Source organism: Labrys neptuniae, from assembly GCF_040797145.1.
Lineage (GTDB): Bacteria > Pseudomonadota > Alphaproteobacteria > Rhizobiales > Labraceae > Labrys > Labrys neptuniae.
In genome coordinates this window covers 239,717-258,393 of record NZ_JBFNQD010000007.1, presented here as the reverse complement: position 1 = coordinate 258,393, position 18,677 = coordinate 239,717, and the positions used below count along the sequence as shown (strand labels likewise).

Genomic DNA, 18,677 nt, shown 5'->3' with positions numbered 1-18,677 from the left:
CATCGGATACAGGGCTTCGAGGCTTGAATACGCCACGACAATGACGGATTGACGCCTTGTTCATGCCTTTCCCTGAGTGGAAAGCAAATGTCGCAAGCTGCGGTAGCCCTTGCTTAACCCGGCGCTGATATGACTGATCTGATTGTAATGATTTTGGAAGGCTGGGATGGCGCAGGGCCAACGGCGCATGGTTGAGCGGGTCGAACCCCGTTTCGAGCCCGAAAAGGGCGAGGAAGCCGATCAGGGCGATAGTTTCCGCCTGACCCGGGAAGACCGCCCCGCGCCGGTACCGCTGGAGTTGCGCGAGCGCTCGCCCTCCCGCGCCAAGACCGCGCGCTCGAGCAAGGGCTGGAGCCTGTTCGGCGGATCCTCCTCGCGGGGCGGCGGCTCCAACCGTCGTGGCGGCGGGGGCGGCGGCGGCAGTTCGGGAAGCGGGCGCAAGCCCAAGCGCCGGCGCTCCATGCTCTATCGCCTGACCTACTGGTCCTTCCTGCTGTGCATGTGGGGCCTGCTCGGCGTCGGTGGCGTCGTGGCCTGGTATGCCGCCAATTTGCCGCCGATCCAGAATCTGGAAGTGCCTCCGCGCCCGCCCAATGTGAAGATCGTCTCGGCCGACGGCACCGTCATCGCCAATCAGGGCGAAATGGGCGGCGCCGCCATCTCGATCAAGGACCTGCCGAAATATGTGCCGCAGGCCTTCATCGCCATCGAGGACCGGCGCTTCTATTCCCATTACGGCGTCGATCCGCAGGGCCTGGCCCGCGCCGGCTATGTCTATCTCACCACCCACCGCCTGACCCAGGGCGGCTCGACGCTGACGCAGCAGCTCGCCAAGAACGTCTTCCTCACGCCCGAGCGCAGTCTGCGCCGCAAGATCCAGGAAGCCATCCTCGCCGTCTATCTCGAGCGTAAATTCTCCAAGAACCAGATCCTGGAGATGTATATCAACCGCGTCTATTTCGGCGCGGGCTCCTACGGCATCGAGGCCGCGGCGCAGCGCTATTTCCGCAAGCCCGCCAAGGAACTCACCATTGCCGAGGCCGCGACCCTGGCCGGCCTGGTCAAGGCGCCGTCTTCGCTGGATCCAACCAAGAACCCCAAGGGCGCGCATGACCGGGCCCAGCTCGTGCTCGACGCCATGGTCGATACCGGCGCGATCAGCGCGCAGGACGAGAAGACGGCCCTGGCCACGCCCGTCAAGGTTTCCAAATTCGCCGCTCGCTCTTCCGGCAACTATCCGGCCGACTGGATTTCCAACCAGCTCAGCGACCTCACCGGCCCGCTCGACACGGACGTGGTGGTGGAGACCACCATCGATGCCAAGCTACAGAATCTTGCCGAACAGTCCCTGCGCCAGGGCCTCGACAAGTCGGGCGGCAAGCTGCGCGTGAGCCAGGGCGCCCTGGTGGCGATGGATCCCGATGGTGCCGTCAGGGCCATGGTGGGCGGGCGGTCCTATGCGGAGAGCCAGTTCAACCGGGCGATTTCGGCCTATCGCCAGCCTGGCTCCACCTTCAAGCCTTTCGTCTATCTCGCCGCGCTGATGAACGGCGCGACGCCCGATACCGTCCGTGATGACGCCCCGATCACCCTGGCGGGTTGGAGCCCGAAGGACTTCTCGCGCGAATATCGCGGCCCGGTGTCGCTGACCACGGCGCTCGCCCTCTCGCTCAACACGGTAGCGGTGCGCCTGTGCGCCGAAGTGGGGCCGAAGGCAGTGGTCGCCGTCGCCCACAGCCTCGGCATCAATTCCAATCTCGATCCCAATCCCTCCATCGCCCTCGGCACGTCGGAAGTCACGCCGCTGGAGATCACCTCGGCCTATGCCACCTTCGCCAATGGCGGGCGCATGGTGATCCCCTATGTGGTCAAGCGTATCAGGACCGAGAAGGGCAAGGTGCTGTTCCAGCGCCAGGCGCCCGGCAATCAACGCGTCATCGAGGACGACAAGGTCGGCATGATGAATGCGATGATGAGCCAGACCCTGACGGTCGGCACCGCGCGCAAATATGGCCTGCCGGGCTGGCAATCGGCCGGCAAGAGCGGCACCAGCCAGAACTATCGCGATGCCTGGTTCATCGGCTACACCAGCCACATGGTAACAGCCGTCTGGCTCGGCAATGACGATGGCACCTCCACCTCGCGCATGACCGGCGGCAGCCTGCCGGCCCAGATCTGGAACGAGTTCATGCGCGGTGCCCATAAGGGCGTGCCGCCGGCGCCGCTGCCGGGCCGTCCGTGGGTGCGCGAGGCGCCGCCGCCGGAGGACGTCATCGCGCAGCAGCCGCAATTCGACGGCGCACCGGAGGACCAGCCGGTGGCTGTCGAGCCGGTAATGACGGCGAATGCGCCGCGCAACACCGGCCGGCCGATCGCGGACTGGCTGAACCGGGTGCTGGGACGGTAAGTTTTGGGGGGCGGGTCTTCGGACCCGCCTTCTTTGCCTTCAGGCGCTGTGTTTCAGGCGGGTCCGAAGACCCGCCCCCCAAATCACCCCAGATCCATCTCGAACCAGTTGGCCTGATGGCGCGGCCAGCGCCGCGGCATCACGAAAACCGCATCGAAACGCTGGATCAGCTGGGTCTGATCGGGATGGCGCGCCAGCCAGGCCCGGGCGGCGGTGGCGATGCGCCGCTGCTGGGTGGGCGTGATCGCCTCCAGCGCTACGGCGAGGTCCGCACGCGCCTTCACCTCCACGAAGATCAGCGTACCCCCGCGCCGAGCGATCAGGTCGATCTCGCCGCCCGGCACCTTGAAGCGGCGGGCGAGCAGGCGATAGCCCTTGAGGCGCAGCACCCAGCCCGCTTTTGTCTCGGCATTGAGGCCGACGCGGAAGGCAGCCTGGCGTTCGAGCCTGCTCAAGAGGCCCTGCTGCGGCGCTCCGAGGCCATCTCGACGGCGCGAGCATAGACGTCGCGCTTGGGCAGGCCGAGGCGGGCCGAAACGGCGGCGGCGGCATCCTTGACCGAAAGCGTTTCGAGGGCTGCGGCCAGCGAGGCTTCGATGTCGTCGGCGCTGGCCTTTTCCTCGACCGGCGGTCCCACCACCACCACGATCTCGCCCCGCGGTTCGTCGGCAATGGCAAAATCGGTGGCCAGCGACACGAGCGTGCCGCGATAGACCGTCTCATAGGTCTTGGTGAGCTCCCGTGCCACGCTCGCCGCGCGGTCGCCGAGCGCCGTCGCCATGGCAGCCAGGCTGTCGGCGAGGCGCGGGCCGCTTTCATAGAAGATCAGCGTGGCCGGGATGGTCTTGAGCTCGGCGAGGCGATTGGAGCGCGCGCCGTCCTTGTTGGGCAGGAAGCCCTCGAAGAAAAAGCGGTCGGTCGGCAGGCCGGCAACTGCCAGGGCCGCGAGCGCGGCGGAGGGGCCGGGCGCCGCGAAGACGGGAATTTCCTCTTCGATCGCCTCGCGCACCAGCTTGAAGCCGGGATCCGAGACCATGGGCGTGCCGGCGTCCGAGACCAGGGCGACGCCCTGGCCGCTGGTCAGCCGCTCCAGGATCTGGGGCCGCACGCGGGGGGCGTTGTGGTCGTTATAGGCCAGGAGCTGGGCGCTGATACCATAATGGTTGGTGAGGCGGCTGGTGACGCGCGTATCCTCGCAGACGATGAGATCGGCGGCGGCCAGCGTGGTCAGCGCCCGCAGCGTGATGTCCTGGAGATTGCCGATGGGCGTCGCCACCACATGGAGGCCCGGCAGCAGGGAGGGAGCGGTCAGCCGCTGGCCATGCAGCAAATAGCTGTGTTCGGCGCCGACGATGGAGGGGGAGAAATCTGGACGCATGGGGTCCTGCCTTTGCCGGCCGCGAGTCGCAATCCGCAGCCTGTTCTCCTGTGTAGCTCCTTGAGAATCAAAGGCAAGTTGATCTTCCGGCCGGGGTGATCAAGATAGAGGCATTACGCCATCAAGAGAGAGATTTCATGAAGCCCGGCCCGAACGACGTCCTGTTGGTGATCGACGTGCAGAATGATTTCTGCCCGGGTGGGGCGCTGGCCGTGCCCGACGGCGATTCGGTGGTGCCGGATATCAACCGGATGGCCGTGGATTTCGCCCATTGCGTGCTGACGCAGGACTGGCACCCGCCCGGCCACTCCTCCTTCGCCTCCAGCCATCCGGGCAAGGCGCCGTTCACCACGACGACCATGCCCTATGGCGAGCAGACGCTCTGGCCTGATCACTGCATCCAGGGCAGCCCGGGAGCCGAGTTCCATCCCGGCCTGGCCCTGCCCAGGGCGGAGATGATCATCCGCAAGGGCTACAATCCCGCCATCGACAGCTATTCGGCCTTCTTCGAGAACGACCGCACGACGCCGACCGGGCTCTCGGGCTATCTCAGGGAACGCGGTCTCGGCCGGTTGTTCTGCGTCGGCCTCGCCACCGATTTTTGCGTGCGCTTCTCGGCCGAGGATGCCAGGCGCCTGGGCTTCGAGACCATCGTCGTGCTCGATGCCTGCCGCGGCATCGACCTCGGCGGATCCGTCGCGGCGGGGATTGCCGCGATGCGGGAGGCTGGCGCCACCCTGGTCGACCGGATCTAGGGCGTGCCCGGCTTGAAGACCAGTACGCCGGCTGGACTCAATGCGCCTGCGCGGTCGCCGCCGTTTGCGGCATGGCGCGGTACAGATGTCGGGTCAGCCGCTTCTCCAGCAGGTTCCAAACATGGGCGATGGCGAAGACCATGATCAGATAGAGGATCGCCGTCCACATATAGGCCTGGAAATCGAAGGTGCGCGAGAAGGCAAGGCGGGTCACGCCCATCAGTTCGGGGACTGCCACCAGGGCGGCGACCGAACTCGCCTTGAGCATCAGGATCAGCTCGTTGCCATAGGGGCGCAGGCTCACCATCAGGGCCTGGGGCAGGATGATCTTGCGGAAGATCTGGCCCGAATGCAGGCCGAGGGCGAGGCCTCCCTCGGTCTGGCCCCGCGGCAGCGACTCGATGCCGCCGCGCAGGATTTCGGCCTGGTAGGCGGCGGTGTTCAGGGTGAAGGCGATCACCGCGTAGTAGAAGCCGTCGCGCAGCAGCCACCACAGGCCGAGATCCTCGAACAGGGATTTGTGGGCGCCGAGAAAGATGCCGAGGCCGTTATAGATCAGATAGACCTGGGCCAGCAGCGGCGTGCCGCGAAAGAAATAGATATAGCCGAAGGCCAGCCCCCGCAGGATCGCATTGTGCGACATGCGCGCCAGCGCGATCGGGAAGGACAGCAGGGCGCCGAGTACCATGGCCAGGGCGACCAGCAGCAGCGTCAGGCGCAGGCCGGCCAGGAGACGCGGGCCGTAGGTCGCCAGCAGGTCGCTGTTGAGGCCGGCATCGCCGACGAGAGTGAGAAAGCCGGTCCAGAGCGTCTCCATGCTCAGGCCCTCGCCAGGTTCTGGCCGCGATTATAGTGCTTTTCCAGCATCGTCTGGGCGATGCCTGATAGAATGGCCATCACCAGATAGAGCAGGCAGCAGGCCGCGTAGAACATCAGGGGTTGCTTGGTCGCGAAGACGGCCCTGTTGGTCATGTACATCAATTCGCTGACCGCGATGGCTGAGACGAGCGAAGTATCCTTGAGGAGCGCCATCCAATTGTTGCCGAGGCCGGGCAGGGCCGTCCGAATCAGCTGGGGCAGAATGATCTTGCGGAATGTCTGGCCGCGGCTGAGGCCCAGTGCCGCCGCGCCCTCGCTTTGTCCCCTGGAAAGGCTGCGCAGGGCGCCGAGCCAGACCTCGCTGGAAAAAGCGCCGAGCACCAGGCCGAGGGCCACGAAACCGGCGGCGAAACCACTGACCTCGATCTGGATGCCCAGCCCGAGCGCCGCCAGAAGCGTATTGATGGCGGACTGGCCCAGGAAATAGACGATCAGGATGGTGAGCAGTTCGGGCAAGGCGCGGAACAGCGAGGTGTAGATACCGCAGACGACGCCGAGCCAGATGGGGCCGCCATGCTTGGCCATCGCCACGCCGAGCCCGAGCAGCAGGCCGAAAGGCAGGGTACACAAGGCCAGGCCCAGGGTCATCATGGCGCCCTGCAGCAGCGGGGTGCCCCATCCCGTTGCGCCAAATCCCAGAAGTTCCATTCCATGCCCCCGCCGCTGAGCCCTCGGGATATGGCTCTGGCACCGGATTCGGTGTCAGGCCGATCAAAGCGCTGCCAGGTCAGGCCGACGGCTGCATTCGATGCAGCCGGCCAAAAGCGTTTTGTGATTTGGCACAATCGCCAAGAATCGCAAAAACGCGTCTGACCAGAGAGTTAGAGCAAGGCAGCGTTTCCTTCTAAACGCGCTTTGCTCCAGGCCTGACGCGTCTCAGGCGGTGGCGTCAGGGCACCCAGAGGTCGAACGGAAAATATTTCTCGTTCAGCTTCTTGTAGGTGCCGTCGGCGTGAATTTCCTCGATCGCCTTGCTGATGGCGTCGCGAAGATCGGTGTCCTCCTTGCGCACGGCCGCACCGACACCGAGGCCGAAATATTTGACGTATTTCTTGATGTCGATCTCGGCCTTGATCTCGCAGCATTTGCCGGCATCGGATTTGAGCCATTCCATCATGGCGCTCTTGTCGGCTTCCACGGCGTCGATACGTCCGGCGGCGAGGTCGGCATTGGCCTCGTCCTGGGCGGGATAGAGCTTCACCTGGGCGCCGCCCGGGCCGATCTCACCCTCAAGGAAGTTGGAATGGATGGTGGAGGACTGGGTGCCGACGATGGAACTCTTCAGGCCGTCGGCGTCGAAGGATTTGACCTTGCTGTCCTTGGGGGCGACCCAGACGGCCGGCGTCTGGTAGTAGGACCTGGAAAAATCGACCTGTTTCTTGCGCTCGTCCGTGATCGACATCGAAGCGAAGATGGCATCGTATTTGCCGGCCTTCAGGCCGGGAATGATGCCGTCCCAATCCTGGGCGACGACGGTGCATTTGGCTTTCAGCTTCTCGCAGACGGCCTTGGCGATGTCGACGTCGAAGCCGACGATCTCGCCTGATGGCGTCAGGCTGTTGAAGGGAGGATAGGCCCCCTCGGTGCCGATCTTGATGGTCGACCAGTCCTTGGCGTGGGCCATGCCCATGCTGGCCATCAGCGCCAGTGCACCGGCGGCGAATGTTACGAAACGCATAAAACCTCCCTGGGTAGTATCGGAATGCTTCTTGGCTGGTGTCGTGCAAATGTCATCCCGTCGGGCGAATGAAACACCGCCCCCAGGCAAAAGCAATAGGGCTGGGATGGCGCCCGATGGTCGCTTTCGCTTCGTCGCTCTTGCTAAGGCTGGGCGTTTGTGATCACAATTCCAGGATGAGTCACTGGGATCCGTCCGATGAAATCCGTCTATTCCGAGCGTCACAAGGGCCATGCCGGCAATGTTGAACTGGTGGCCGGTGCCATCGTCCCGGCTTTCGAGATGCCCTCGCGCGCCGAGTTCATCCGCGCCCGCATCGACGAGGTCGGGCTCGGCCCGGTGCTGGCACCGCAGACCCATTCGCTCGATGCCGCCCGGCGCGTGCACAAGCCCGATTTCATCGATTTCCTCGAGCGGGCCTATCCGATGTGGAAGGCCGCCGGACGTGAGGGCACCGCGATGCCCTTCACCTGGCCGACGCGCGGCCTCAGGGGTGACAGGCCGCCGGAATCGATCGAGGCGTTGCTCGGCTATTATTCCTTCGACGCCGGCGCGACCTTCGTGGAGGGGACCTGGGATGCGATCAAATCCTCCTACGAGGTGGCGCTGACCGCCGCCGGACTGATCAAGGGCGGCGAAAAGTCCGCCTTCGCCCTCTGCCGCCCGCCTGGCCATCATGCCGGTTCCGGCTTCATGGGCGGCTATTGCTTCATCAACAATGCGGCCGTGGCGGCGCAATGGTTCCTCGACAATGGCGCCCGCAAGGTCGCGATCCTCGATATCGACTACCACCACGGCAACGGCACGCAGGAGATCTTCTACGAGCGTGACGACGTGCTGGTGCTCAATCTGCACGGCGACCCCGCCAATGAATATCCCTTCTTCCTCGGCTTTGCCGACGAGAAGGGCGCCGGCAAGGGGGAGGGCTTCAACGTCAACTATCCGATGCCGGCGGGCACGACCTTCGAGGTCTGGGGCGCGGCGCTGGACGATGCCTGCGCCAAGGCGGCGGCCTACAAGCCCGACGTGCTCCTGGTCTCGCTCGGGGTCGACACTTTCGAGAAGGATCCGATCAGCGCCTTCAAGCTGAAGACCGAGCATTATCCGCTCATCGGCGCCCGCATCGCCAGGCTCGGCCTGCCGACGCTCTTCGTGATGGAAGGCGGCTATGCCGTGGCCGAGATCGCGGTGAATGCCGTCGGCGTCCTCACCGGCTTCGAGGGCGCGTGATGGCAAAGACGACATTCGGCGTGGTGCAGTTCGCCTGCACCGACAGTGTTGATCAGAACGTAGCCACGGCGACGCGCCTGGTGCGCGAGGCGGCCGGGGCCGGTGCCCAAATCGTGCTGGTGCAGGAACTGTTCGAGGATCTCTATTTCTGCCAGGAAGAGAAGGCCGAGCACTTTGCCAAGGCCCGCACGCTCGACCAGGATCATCCGACCCTCAAGGCCATGCGCGCCCTGGCCGCCGAACTCGGCGTGGTCCTGCCCGTCAGCCTGTTCGAGCGTGCCAACCAAGCCTATTACAACAGCCTGGTCATGGTCGACGCCGATGGCGGCGTCCTCGGCCTCTACCGCAAATCCCATATCCCGGACGGGCCCGGCTATGAGGAGAAGTTCTATTTCCGGCCCGGCGATACCGGCTTCAAGGTCTGGCCGACCCGCTTCGGCACCATCGGCGTCGGTATCTGCTGGGATCAGTGGTTCCCCGAGGCGGCGCGGTCCATGGCGCTGATGGGTGCGGATGCGCTGCTCTATCCCACCGCGATCGGCTCCGAGCCCGCCACCGGCTTCGATTCGATGGAGCACTGGCGCACGGTGATGCGGGGCCATGCCGGCGCCAACATCATGCCGGTGATGGCCGCCAATCGCATCGGCGTCGAGCGTTTCGGCGAACAGGAACTGACCTTCTACGGCTCCTCCTTCATTGCCGGCCAGCATGGGGAATTGCTGGCGGAAGCGGGGCGCTCCAGCGAAGCGGTGCTGACGGCAAGCTTCGATCTCGAGGCGATTCGCGCCGAACGCGCCGCCTGGGGCCTGTTCCGCGACCGCAGGCCCGAGCTTTACGGCCGTATTGCTACTGGAGACGGCAGTCTTCCCCTGCGATGACTGGTTCGTGAGGCGATAAAACTTGAACGCGACGCGGATCGGCGCAATCATGACAGTGTGACGACAGGCCGTTTACACAGGAGGCGTCATGACGGAGGCTGATCCGCCTGGATCGCTGTTTTCGCGAAGCGAAAGCGCAGATGTCGCGCACCTTCCCGCTTCGCGCCGCCCCGATCCACCCGCCATCGCCTTCGACCGGCACGAACTGCGCCAGATTATGAATCTTTACGGCCGCATGGTCTCCTATGGCGAATGGCGCGACTACGCCATCGATTTCCTGCGCGACAAGGCCGTGTTTTCCATCTTCCGGCGTGCCTCGGAGATGCCGCTCTACCGTATCGTCAAGGATCCCTCCCTCGCCCAGCGCCAGGGCGCCTATAGCGTGCTGGCCCCGACCGGCATGATCCTCAAGCGTGGCCATGACCTGGCGCGCGTGCTGCAGGCCATCGACAAGCCGCTGCGGCTGGTGGTGTGAGCGCGCTCTTGATTCGCGTGGGGTGAACGGTAATCAGCCAAGCCGCAATGCCTGGGCCTCCTCGCCCCGTTCTTACGGGGAGAGGTAAGGTGAGGGGTGGCGCTGTGGCTGGCCAAGGCTGTGTAGCCCTCACCCTTACCCTCTCCCCGCTTTGCAGGGCGAGGGGGGCTTCGATGTGGCTGCTCGTCCTTGAGGACTTCAACTCGCCCGTCCGTTATACCCCGCCATCACGCAGAGCAGTTCGAACATCAGCGTCGCGCCGGTCAAAGCGGTGAGGCCGGACGGATCGAGCGGCGGGGAGACTTCCACCAGGTCCGCGCCGACCAGATGGGCGCCTTCCATCAGGCGGATCATCGCCTGGGCCTCACGCGTCGACATGCCGCCGATCTCCGGCGTGCCGGTGCCGGGTGCGAAGGAAGGGTCGAGCGCGTCGATGTCGAAGCTGAGATAGGCGGGCTGGTCGCCGATGATGGCGCGCGCTTCGGCCATGACATCGGCCACGCCGCGAGCCATGAACTCCTCGATGAAGACGATGCGGACCCCGGCGGCCCGGGCGAAGTCGTAATTGGCGGCATCGGAGATCGCGCCGCGAATGCCGATCTGGATCATGCGCCTGGGATCGACCAGCCCCTCCTCGATGGCGCGGCGGAACGGCGTGCCATGGTTGTAGCGGCTGCCGAAGAAGCTGTCATAGGTGTCGGAATGGGCATCGAACTGGACGAGGCCGACCGGCGCCTGTTTCGCCAGGGCACGCAGGATGGGCAGGGTGGTGAGATGGTCGCCGCCCGCCGTCAATGGGCGGGCGCCGGCGGCCTGGATCTGCGCATAAAAGGCCTCGATGCTTTCCAGGCTCGCCATCAGGTCGAGCGGATTGATCGGTGCGTCGCCGCAATCGCCGGCCCGGATCCGGTCAAAGGGCGAGATGCCGGTGACGTGGTGCACCCGCCGTACCAGGCTCGACTGGTTGCGGATCTCGCGAGGGCCATGCCGTGCGCCGGTTCGGTTGGTCGCGCCGCCATCGAAGGGAATGCCGACGAGGGCGATATCGATCTCGTCCGGTCGGGCCATGGGTAGGCGCATGAAGGTCGAGGGGCCGGCAAAGCGCGGCACAAGCCCCGAATCGAGCGGCTGGAAGGGATGGTTGCTGCTCACTTTTGGTTTCCTGTCCGGGAGCCTGAGACGATCAGTCGATGGTGTAATGCGCATCCCGGGGCATGCAGTCGGCGCCGTTCACCGGCACCAGGTCCTGGGGACAGGCCGAGAAGACGACGATCAGGTCCATCTCGGCCTTGAGGCGGACATGGGAGCCCGGCGTCGACACCGGCGGCTGGAAGGAGACGCTGCCATCGGCGCCGACCGGGATGTTCATGAACAGGTTGAGCGGGCTGGGTGTCTCCGCGCCGGTGACGCCGAGCGAAGCCAGGGCATGCGCCAGATTGTCGGTGCAGCTGTCGTGATGGCCGACATGGCCGAGCTGTTCGTAGCGATAGCGATCGCAGGCGGCGATCAGCGTGTCGTGGATTCCGCCGGAATTGTCTTCGACCAGGGTGAGCATGGGGCGTCGGCGATTGCTGCGCAGCGTGTTGCCGAGCTGGGGATTGACGCGCAGCATGGCGCCGCGGCTGTGCTCCATCGACATGAACTCGCCGGGATCCTCGGCATTGAAGGCCCAGCTGTCGACGACCTGGCTGCCATGGGTGTTGATGACGGTCACCGTCTGCCCGGCCCTGACCCGCTCCGCCACGCCCTTGCGTGCCGGGATGAGGCGCAATTCGCCCTTCGCTCGCCCCTCGATGCCCATTCGTGCTGCCTCCCTTGAATTTGCGTCGGCGCCTGACGCGCTCAACCTTTGGTGCGCAGCCTTATCGCAATTTCTTTACGAACTCCGCTACCACCGGTGCCAGCCTGGTGATGATCGCGTCGACGCCGGCAGCGGTCGGATGCATGCCGTCGGCCTGGTTGAGGCCCGGTGTGCCGGCGACCCCATCCAGGAAGAAGGGATAGAGTTCCGCCCCATACTGGTTGGCGAGATCGGGATAGATGCCATCGAACGCCTTCTGGTAATCGGCGCCGAGATTGGGCGCGGCGCGCATGCCCATGAGCAGGACCGGGATCTTGCGCTCCTTGAGCCGCTCCAGCATGGCCGCGAGATTGGCTCGGGCGAGCTTGGGATCGATACCGCGCAGCATGTCGTTGGCGCCGAGTTCGAGCAGCACAGCCTTGGTGCCGTCGGGGACCGACCAGTCGAGCCTGGCAAGGCCGCCGTCGGTGGTGTCGCCGGAAACGCCGGCATTGTCGATCGTCACTTCGATACCGAGCTTGGCAAGCGCCGCCTGCAGTTTGGCGGGATAGGCATCCCCAGCTTCCAGGCCGAGCCCGGCGGTGAGGCTGTCGCCCAGGGCCACCAGCCGCAGCGGTTCGGCGGCTGCCGACACGGTCGTGAGCGGGGTCATGACAAGCAATGTGAGAATTGCCACAATCGATGCATAAATACGATACACGATCACGAAAACCTTTCAGGCAGGATGCGAATGAGCGAAGCGATCGATCTGGCTGATGTCCATCTCAGCCTCGGCACCGGCGCGGCACGCGTTCACATTCTCAAGGGCGTTACGCTGAAAATAAGGCAGGGGGAAGCGGTCGGCCTCGTCGGCCCCTCCGGTTCGGGCAAATCCACGCTTTTGATGACGCTGGGCGGCCTGGAGCGGCCCGATAGTGGCAGCATCCGTATTGCCGGGCAGGATCTCGGCGTCCTCGACGAGGATGGCCTTGCCAAGTTTCGCGGCCGGCATATCGGCGTGGTTTTCCAGTCCTTCCATCTCATCCCCACCATGACGGCCCTCGAAAACGTCGCCGTGCCACTGGAACTGGCCGGCAGGCGCGATGCCTTCGCCCGCGCGGAAGCGGAATTGGAAGCCGTGGGGCTCGGTGCGCGCAAAGCCCATTATCCGGCCCAGCTCTCGGGCGGCGAACAGCAGCGCGTGGCGCTGGCCCGCGCCTTGGCGCCCGAGCCCGCCATCCTGATCGCCGACGAGCCGACAGGCAATCTCGACGAGGGGACGGGCGCCGGCATCGTCGAATTGATGTTCCGCCTGAAGCGCGAGCGCGGCGCCACCCTCGTGCTGGTGACGCATGACCTCGGCCTTGCCGCCCGCTGCGATCGCATGATTCGCATTCGTTCCGGCCATATCGAGGCGGACGAGGCCATGAAGGTGGAAGCGGCGGAATAGATCTCCCCGGCTCCATCAGGCCGATCGAGCGTGGCCGGCACGCCGGATGCAGCGCTTTTCGATAAGGCCGAGATCCCGAACTCGCCGTGCCATGGCCATGGAATGCGCCAGATTGCCGATTAGGCAGGTCCGTTTCGGGTCTCGCGCCCTGCGCGAGGGGCATTGGGGAAAAGTATGGTTGATTCGCAGCAGGGCAGGCGTGCCCTCTTCATCGTCAATCCCAACGCGCGCAATGGCGGCAAGGGCACCGATGCGATCCGCAAGGTGCTGGAAACGGGCGGCATTCATCTCATCGAGGCGAACCCGCAAGGGGACGAGAAGATTGCCGATGTGATCTTGCGACGCCAGGAAGAGTGCGACCTCGTCATCGTCGGCGGTGGTGACGGCAGCCTCAACGCCGCCGCCCGGGGGCTGATGGAGACGGGCCGGCCGCTCGGCGTGCTGCCGCTCGGCACTGCTAACGACTTCGCCCGCACCGTCGAGATCCCGGCCGATCCCCTGAAGGCCGCCGAACTCATCGTAACCGGACAGCCCAGGCCCATGGATCTCGGCGAGGTCAATGGTCAGCTCTATTTCAACGTGGCGAGCATCGGCTTCAGCGCCGACCTTGCCGCCGAACTCTCCGAGAAGGCCAAGAAGACGTTCGGCAAACTCGGCTACGGCATCGTGGCCGCCCGGCTGCTGGCGCGCTCGCAGCTCTTTACCGCCTATCTCGACCATGACGGCACCACCGAGAAGCTCAAGACCCTGCAGGTCTCGGTCGGCAACGGCAAATATTACGGCGGCGGCATGAGCGTGGAGCAGACCGCCACGGCCGATGACGGCAAGCTCGATTTCTACAGCCTGGAGGTCGACCATTGGTGGCGTCTGCTCAAGCTGCTGCCGAGCCTGCGCAAGGGAACCCATGGCCAGTGGGACGACGTGCGGGCTTTCGGCACCACCGAGCTGGTGATCCGCACCAACCGGCCGCGCCCTGTGAACACCGATGGCGAACTCACCACCTGGACGCCGGCGCATTTCAAACTCCGGCGCCACGCCATCGAAGTCTATGCCCCGCCGGCGAAATCCGGCTGATCAATGCCCCGACAGGCGCTGCGCCAGGAGTGAGCAGAACAGCGCCCATCCGGCGCCGATCACCCATCCGGCAATCACGTCGGTGGGCCAGTGCACGCCGAGATAGACGCGGCTGACGCCGACCACGAAGGTCAGCAGCGTGCACACCACCATGATGTAGATCGACAGGGCCCGCGTGGGAAAGCGGCGGGCCAGCATGATGCCGAGCGTGAAATAGACGGTCGCCGACATGAAGGAATGGCCGCTGGGAAAGCTCGACGTGTAGACCCTGGAGCCGTGCGCCACCAGGTCGGGCCTCGGCCGGTCGAAGCCATATTTCAGGAGCGAGCTCATCAGGATGCCGCTGCCGATGGCGAGGATGACGAAGACGGCGCTGCGCGGCGATCCTGATAAAGCGAGAAAACCTGCCACGGCCAGCGTTGTCAGGGTCAGCACGCCGACGCCGCCGAGACCAGTGAAGTCTCGCATCATCTCCTCGAGCCAGCCCGGCCCGAGCGGATCGGTGAGATCGGCGGGATCGCGCATCATCAGGAGGATGGCGCGATCGAAGGCTTCCGTGCCGCCTCGCATGACCAGGCCGGCCAGCACGGCGAAGATCAGAGCGGCGCCGGCGACGCACAGGATGGCGACCAGCGCCGAGCGCTCGGGATGTTGCTGGATCATGAGGATTGCTGGGCCTTAGAACTCGATGCCTTGCTGGGCCTTCACGTCGGCGGCGAAATGATGCTTCACCAGCGTCATCTCGGTCACCAGGTCGGCCGCCTCGATCATCTCGGGCTTGGCGTTGCGGCCGGTGACGACGACATGCAGGTCCGGTCGGCGCGCCTTCAAGGTCTCCACCACCTCGGCGAGGTCGAGATAGTCGTAGCGCAGGGCGATGTTGATCTCGTCGAGCACGAGGAGGCGGATGCCGGGATCCGCCAGCATCGCCTTGGCTGCGTCCCAGGCCCGGCCGGCGGCGGCGACGTCGCGCTCGCGGTCCTGGGTCTCCCAGGTGAAGCCCTCGCCCATGCTCTTCCAGGTCACCAGGTCGTCGAAGCGCTCCAGCGCCGTGCGCTCGCCGGTCGACCAGGCGCCCTTGATGAACTGCACCACGCCGATGCGCCAACCATGGCCGAGCGCGCGCATGATCAGCCCGAAGGCCGCGGTGGACTTGCCCTTGCCGGGACCGGTGTTGACGATCAGCAGGCCCTTTTCGGTGATGGTCTTGGAAGCGACCTCGGCGTCCTGCACGGCCTTGCGCTTTTCCATCTTCGCCTTGTGGCGTGCGGCATCGTCGGTCATTTCAGCATCCACTCACTTCACCACCAGAGGCAGGCCTGCCATCATGAAGATCACCCGGTCGGCGAGGGCGGCGATCCGTTGATTGAGCCGGCCCTGCTCGTCGCGAAAGGCCCGGCCGAGAGCGTTGTCCGGCACGATGGACAGGCCGACCTCGTTGCTAACCATCACCACCGGGCCGGAGACCGCCGCCAGGGCTTCCTGCAGCCGGAGAAAGGCGGATTTGAGGTCATGTCCGCCCAGCATGAGATTGCTGAGCCAGAGCGTCAGGCAGTCGACCAGCACCGGACCCCGTGTAGCGGCAAGCGCTTCCGGCAGGGCGAGCGGCGCATCGACCGTATGCCAATTGGCGTCGCGCCGGGCCTGGTGCTCGCCGATGCGCTCGCGCATCTCGTCGTCGAAGGCTTGCGCGGTGGCGATATAGGTCCAGGGCGCGGGATGGGTCGAAATCAGGCTCTCCGCATGCCGGCTCTTGCCGGAACGCGCACCGCCGAGCACGAGGGTGAGTCGAGAAGGAGACATGCCACCTTCCTGCCGGGTCTTGGGCAGGAAGGCAAGGGGAGCGATTTCACCCTTCCCTGGAGGGGAGGGTGAAGACTCACACCGGTCCCCATTTCAGGTCGGTGTTCTTGACCGGCAGGCTGCGGATGCGCTTGCCGGTGGCGGCGAAGATCGCATTGCACACCGCCGGTGCGATCGGCGGCGTACCGGGCTCGCCGATGCCGCCCCATTTCTTGCCGCCGCTGAGCACCAGATGGGTCTCGATCGGAGGCGTATCGGCGAGGCGGGCGACCTGGTAGTCGTCGAAATTGCCCTGCACCACCGCGCCCTTCTCGATGGTGATCTCCCCAAACAGGGCGGCCGACAGGCCATAGACGACCGCGCTCTCGATCTGCATCTCCACGGTGAGCGGATTGACGACATGGCCGCAATCGACGGCCGCCACCACGCGCTGGACCTTCACTTCACCCTGGGGACTGACGGCGAGTTCCACCACCTCGCCGACGATGGTGCCGAAGGATTCGTGGATGGCGATGCCGCGTCCCTGGCCCTTGGGCAGCGGCTTGCCCCAGTCGCTCTTCTCAGCCAGCGTATCGAGCACGGCGAGAAAGTCAGGCTTGCCTTCGAGCAGCTGGCGCCTGAAGCGGTAGGGATCCTGGCCGGCTGCCACCGCCATTTCGTCGATGAAGCTCTCCAGGGCGAAGGCATTCTGTGACGAGCCGACCGAACGCCAGAACATCACCGGCACATGGGTGTTCTTGAGGATGCAGTCGATCTGGGCCGCGCCGGAGCGGTAGGGCATGTTGGCGAGGCCCTCGACGGCGGAGGGCTCGACGCCGTTCTCCACCTTGCCCCAGCCGAGCGAGCGCTGGATGGAGCCGACGGCCGTGCGGACATGGATGGCCGCCGGCAGGCCGTCCTCGCCAAGGGCGGCCTGGAAGCGGATGGCCGCCTGGGGGCGATAGCGGTCGTGGCGCATGTCCTCCTCGCGCGTCCACACCAGCTTGACCGGCTTGCCCACCGCTTTCGACACGGTCACGGCCTGCACGAGCTCGTCGTTGACGGCGCGCCGGCCGAAGCCGCCGCCGAGGAAGCAATTGTGGATCTCGACCTGGGAGGGGGCCACGCCGGCTGCCTTGGCGGCAAGCTGGAGCGCCATGTCGGGGTTCTGCGTGCCCATCCAGACCTCGACCTTGCCGTCATGGACATGGGCGGTGCAGTTGAGCGGTTCCATCGGCGCGTGGGCGAGATGCGGGGCCTGGTAGAGAGCGTCGACCCGTTTGCCGCGGGCGAGGGCGGTGTCGACGTCGCCTTCCTTGTGCGCCGTGACGGCAGGGCCGTCGAGCGCGGCGACATAGTCGGCGTCGAAGCGCTTGCTGTCCGTTTCGGCAGCCGGACCCTCCTCCCAGATCACCGGCAAGGCGAGCGCCGCTTCCTTGGCGCGCCAGAACCGGTCGGCCACCACGGCGAGGCCGCCTTCGATCGGCACCACGGCCAGGATGCCGCGGCGGCCCTTGACGGCGCTTTCGTCATGGGATTTCACGCGGCCGCCGAAGACGGGACAGGTCACCACGGCGGCATAGACCATGTCGGGCAGGCGGATGTCGATGCCGAATTTTGCCGTTCCCGTCAGCTTGGGGGGCGTATCCAGGCGTGCCAGCGGCTTGCCGATCAGCGTGAACTGTTCCGGCGTCTTGATTGCCGGCTCCTTGGCGAGCGTGACCTTGGCGGCTTCGCCGGCAAGCTCGCCGAAGCGCAGGCTGCGATTGCTGGCCCGGTGTAGCACCTTGCCGGCATCGACGCTGCAGCTTTCGGCCGGCACCTGCCAGCGCGCGGCAGCTGCCTGCACCAGCCTCTCGCGGGCATTGGCGCCGGCCGCCTGCAGGAATTCGCGCGAGCGGCGCACGGCGCCGGAACCGCCGGTGCCCATGCGCTTGTAGACGGTGTTCTCGCGCAGGTTCCGGCTGGCCGAGGCGTATTCGGGCCTCACCCTGGCCCAATCGCAGCCGAGCTCCTCGGCGACGATCATCGGCAGGGCCGTGAAGATGCCTTCGCCCATTTCCGATTGCGCCACGCGGATGATCACGGTGTCGTCGGGTTCGATCAGGATCCAGGCGTTGATCTCGCTGTCAGTGGCCGTGCCGGTCCACGGCTCGTCGGCAATGGTCAGAGCGTGGGCGGCATCGGGGATGAACCCGCCGATCATCAGGCCGCCGGCGGCCGAGAGGCCGATGGCGAGAAAGCTGCGCCGGCTCAGCGCGGCGGAGGTGCGGTCGATCGCGTTCATGGCCTCACCCCTTCATCAGTTCGGCGGCGCGGTGGATGGCGGCGCGGATGCGCGGATAGGTGCCGCAGCGACAGATATTGGTGATGCCGTTGTCGATATCCGCGTCGGTGGGCGCTGGCGTGTCCTTCAGGAAGGCGACGGCGGCCATGATCTGGCCCGACTGGCAATAGCCGCATTGCGGCACGTCCTCGGCCAGCCAGGCCTGCTGCACCGGATGCTTGCCGTCCGCCGACAGGCCCTCGATCGTGGTGATGGTGGCGCCGTCGACGTCACCGATCTGGGTCTGGCAGGAACGGATGGCGGCGCCGTTCACATGGACGGTGCAGGCGCCGCATTGGGCGATGCCGCAGCCGAACTTGGTGCCGGTGAGGCCGAGTTCATCGCGCAGGACCCAGAGCAAAGGGGTCTCGGGCTCGATGTCGAGCTGGTGGGTGGTCGAATTGACGGTGATGGCAACCATGGGCAGGCCTTCCAGCGGCTGATGCCGGGCAGAAGAACCGGGCCCATCGGCGTCGGCCTTCTGGTGGGCGATTGCGGGAAGGCCAAATTGTGGCGGCAATCATGGCGCCGGGGTGACGGGTAACGCAGACGTGAGAGTTTGTGCAGTCTGGAAACGATCGAGAA

The 18,677-nt window shown here is 65.6% G+C and carries 20 protein-coding genes; 7 read left to right on the top strand and 13 right to left on the bottom strand.

Annotated elements, in window-relative coordinates; genetic code table 11:
- Positions 1–166: 166 nt before the first annotated feature.
- Positions 167–2,407 (top strand): transglycosylase domain-containing protein, encoded by a 2,241-nt coding sequence (locus ABXS05_RS21015; protein WP_311940910.1) that lies wholly within the window; start codon positions 167–169, stop codon positions 2,405–2,407.
- Positions 2,408–2,490: 83 nt separating this feature from the next.
- On the opposite strand, the gene ABXS05_RS21010 is transcribed toward ABXS05_RS21015, so the two are convergent.
- Together ABXS05_RS21010 and rsmI are read right to left on the bottom strand one after the other, a co-directional pair.
- A complete protein-coding gene (locus ABXS05_RS21010; protein WP_367625279.1) occupies positions 2,491–2,862 on the bottom strand; it encodes a YraN family protein in 372 nt (123 codons plus the stop codon).
- Entirely contained in the window at positions 2,859–3,785 is a 927-nt protein-coding gene (gene rsmI / locus ABXS05_RS21005; protein ID WP_367625278.1) for a 16S rRNA (cytidine(1402)-2'-O)-methyltransferase, read from the bottom strand. Before rsmI ends, ABXS05_RS21010 begins: the two co-directional genes overlap by 4 nt.
- A gap of 137 nt (positions 3,786–3,922) precedes the next feature.
- On the opposite strand from rsmI, the gene pncA reads away from it, so the two are divergent.
- Positions 3,923–4,540, top strand: a complete 618-nt coding sequence (gene pncA, locus ABXS05_RS21000; protein ID WP_367625277.1) for a bifunctional nicotinamidase/pyrazinamidase — start codon at positions 3,923–3,925, stop codon at positions 4,538–4,540.
- 37 nt (positions 4,541–4,577) lie between these two features.
- Here the strand turns inward: pncA and ABXS05_RS20995 are convergent, their stop codons facing one another.
- From ABXS05_RS20995 to ABXS05_RS20985, 3 genes are all read right to left on the bottom strand, one after another.
- On the bottom strand, positions 4,578–5,357 hold the full coding sequence (locus ABXS05_RS20995; RefSeq protein ID WP_367625276.1) for an ABC transporter permease: 780 nt from the start codon (positions 5,355–5,357) through the stop codon (positions 4,578–4,580).
- 2 nt (positions 5,358–5,359) lie between these two features.
- The gene (locus tag ABXS05_RS20990; protein WP_311940893.1) at positions 5,360–6,067 is read right to left on the bottom strand and encodes an ABC transporter permease; all 708 of its coding nucleotides are present in this window, start codon (positions 6,065–6,067) and stop codon (positions 5,360–5,362) included.
- A 241-nt stretch (positions 6,068–6,308) separates the two neighbouring features.
- Positions 6,309–7,097, bottom strand: a complete 789-nt coding sequence (locus ABXS05_RS20985) for a transporter substrate-binding domain-containing protein (protein WP_367625275.1) — start codon at positions 7,095–7,097, stop codon at positions 6,309–6,311.
- A 198-nt stretch (positions 7,098–7,295) separates the two neighbouring features.
- Here ABXS05_RS20985 and ABXS05_RS20980 point away from each other — a divergent pair, with 198 nt between their 5' ends.
- From ABXS05_RS20980 to ABXS05_RS20970, 3 genes are all read left to right on the top strand, one after another.
- Positions 7,296–8,327, top strand: a complete 1,032-nt coding sequence (locus ABXS05_RS20980) for a histone deacetylase family protein (RefSeq protein ID WP_367625274.1) — start codon at positions 7,296–7,298, stop codon at positions 8,325–8,327.
- On the top strand, positions 8,327–9,205 hold the full coding sequence (aguB, locus tag ABXS05_RS20975) for an N-carbamoylputrescine amidase (RefSeq protein WP_367625273.1): 879 nt from the start codon (positions 8,327–8,329) through the stop codon (positions 9,203–9,205). Before ABXS05_RS20980 ends, aguB begins: the two co-directional genes overlap by 1 nt.
- 88 nt (positions 9,206–9,293) lie before the next feature.
- A complete protein-coding gene (locus ABXS05_RS20970; RefSeq protein WP_367625272.1) occupies positions 9,294–9,680 on the top strand; it encodes a DUF2794 domain-containing protein in 387 nt (128 codons plus the stop codon).
- A 198-nt stretch (positions 9,681–9,878) separates the two neighbouring features.
- Here ABXS05_RS20970 and speB read toward each other — a convergent pair whose 3' ends face one another.
- The 3 genes from speB to ABXS05_RS20955 all read right to left on the bottom strand — a co-directional run bounded on the left by speB (position 9,879) and on the right by ABXS05_RS20955 (position 12,133).
- The gene (gene speB / locus ABXS05_RS20965; protein WP_367625329.1) at positions 9,879–10,760 is read right to left on the bottom strand and encodes an agmatinase; all 882 of its coding nucleotides are present in this window, start codon (positions 10,758–10,760) and stop codon (positions 9,879–9,881) included.
- A 103-nt stretch (positions 10,761–10,863) separates the two neighbouring features.
- Positions 10,864–11,481, bottom strand: a complete 618-nt coding sequence (locus tag ABXS05_RS20960; RefSeq protein WP_367625271.1) for a DUF1989 domain-containing protein — start codon at positions 11,479–11,481, stop codon at positions 10,864–10,866.
- Between the two features lie 61 nt (positions 11,482–11,542).
- Entirely contained in the window at positions 11,543–12,133 is a 591-nt protein-coding gene (locus ABXS05_RS20955) for an arylesterase (RefSeq protein WP_367625270.1), read from the bottom strand.
- A gap of 78 nt (positions 12,134–12,211) precedes the next feature.
- On the opposite strand from ABXS05_RS20955, the gene ABXS05_RS20950 reads away from it, so the two are divergent.
- Entirely contained in the window at positions 12,212–12,910 is a 699-nt protein-coding gene (locus ABXS05_RS20950; protein WP_210250000.1) for an ABC transporter ATP-binding protein, read from the top strand.
- A 174-nt stretch (positions 12,911–13,084) separates the two neighbouring features.
- The gene (locus ABXS05_RS20945; RefSeq protein WP_367625269.1) at positions 13,085–13,984 is read left to right on the top strand and encodes a lipid kinase; all 900 of its coding nucleotides are present in this window, start codon (positions 13,085–13,087) and stop codon (positions 13,982–13,984) included.
- Here the strand turns inward: ABXS05_RS20945 and ABXS05_RS20940 are convergent, their stop codons facing one another.
- The 5 genes from ABXS05_RS20940 to ABXS05_RS20920 form a co-directional block, all read right to left on the bottom strand.
- The gene (locus ABXS05_RS20940) at positions 13,985–14,647 is read right to left on the bottom strand and encodes a phosphatase PAP2 family protein (RefSeq protein ID WP_367625268.1); all 663 of its coding nucleotides are present in this window, start codon (positions 14,645–14,647) and stop codon (positions 13,985–13,987) included.
- A gap of 15 nt (positions 14,648–14,662) precedes the next feature.
- Positions 14,663–15,268 (bottom strand): cob(I)yrinic acid a,c-diamide adenosyltransferase, encoded by a 606-nt coding sequence (gene cobO / locus ABXS05_RS20935; protein WP_367625267.1) that lies wholly within the window; start codon positions 15,266–15,268, stop codon positions 14,663–14,665.
- A 12-nt stretch (positions 15,269–15,280) separates the two neighbouring features.
- Positions 15,281–15,787, bottom strand: a complete 507-nt coding sequence (gene cobU / locus ABXS05_RS20930; protein WP_367625266.1) for a bifunctional adenosylcobinamide kinase/adenosylcobinamide-phosphate guanylyltransferase — start codon at positions 15,785–15,787, stop codon at positions 15,281–15,283.
- A 76-nt stretch (positions 15,788–15,863) separates the two neighbouring features.
- The gene (locus ABXS05_RS20925) at positions 15,864–18,053 is read right to left on the bottom strand and encodes a xanthine dehydrogenase family protein molybdopterin-binding subunit (protein ID WP_367625265.1); all 2,190 of its coding nucleotides are present in this window, start codon (positions 18,051–18,053) and stop codon (positions 15,864–15,866) included.
- A gap of 4 nt (positions 18,054–18,057) precedes the next feature.
- Complete coding sequence (locus ABXS05_RS20920) at positions 18,058–18,513, bottom strand: (2Fe-2S)-binding protein (RefSeq protein ID WP_149253765.1); 456 nt, start codon at positions 18,511–18,513, stop codon at positions 18,058–18,060.
- Positions 18,514–18,677: the final 164 nt, after the last annotated feature.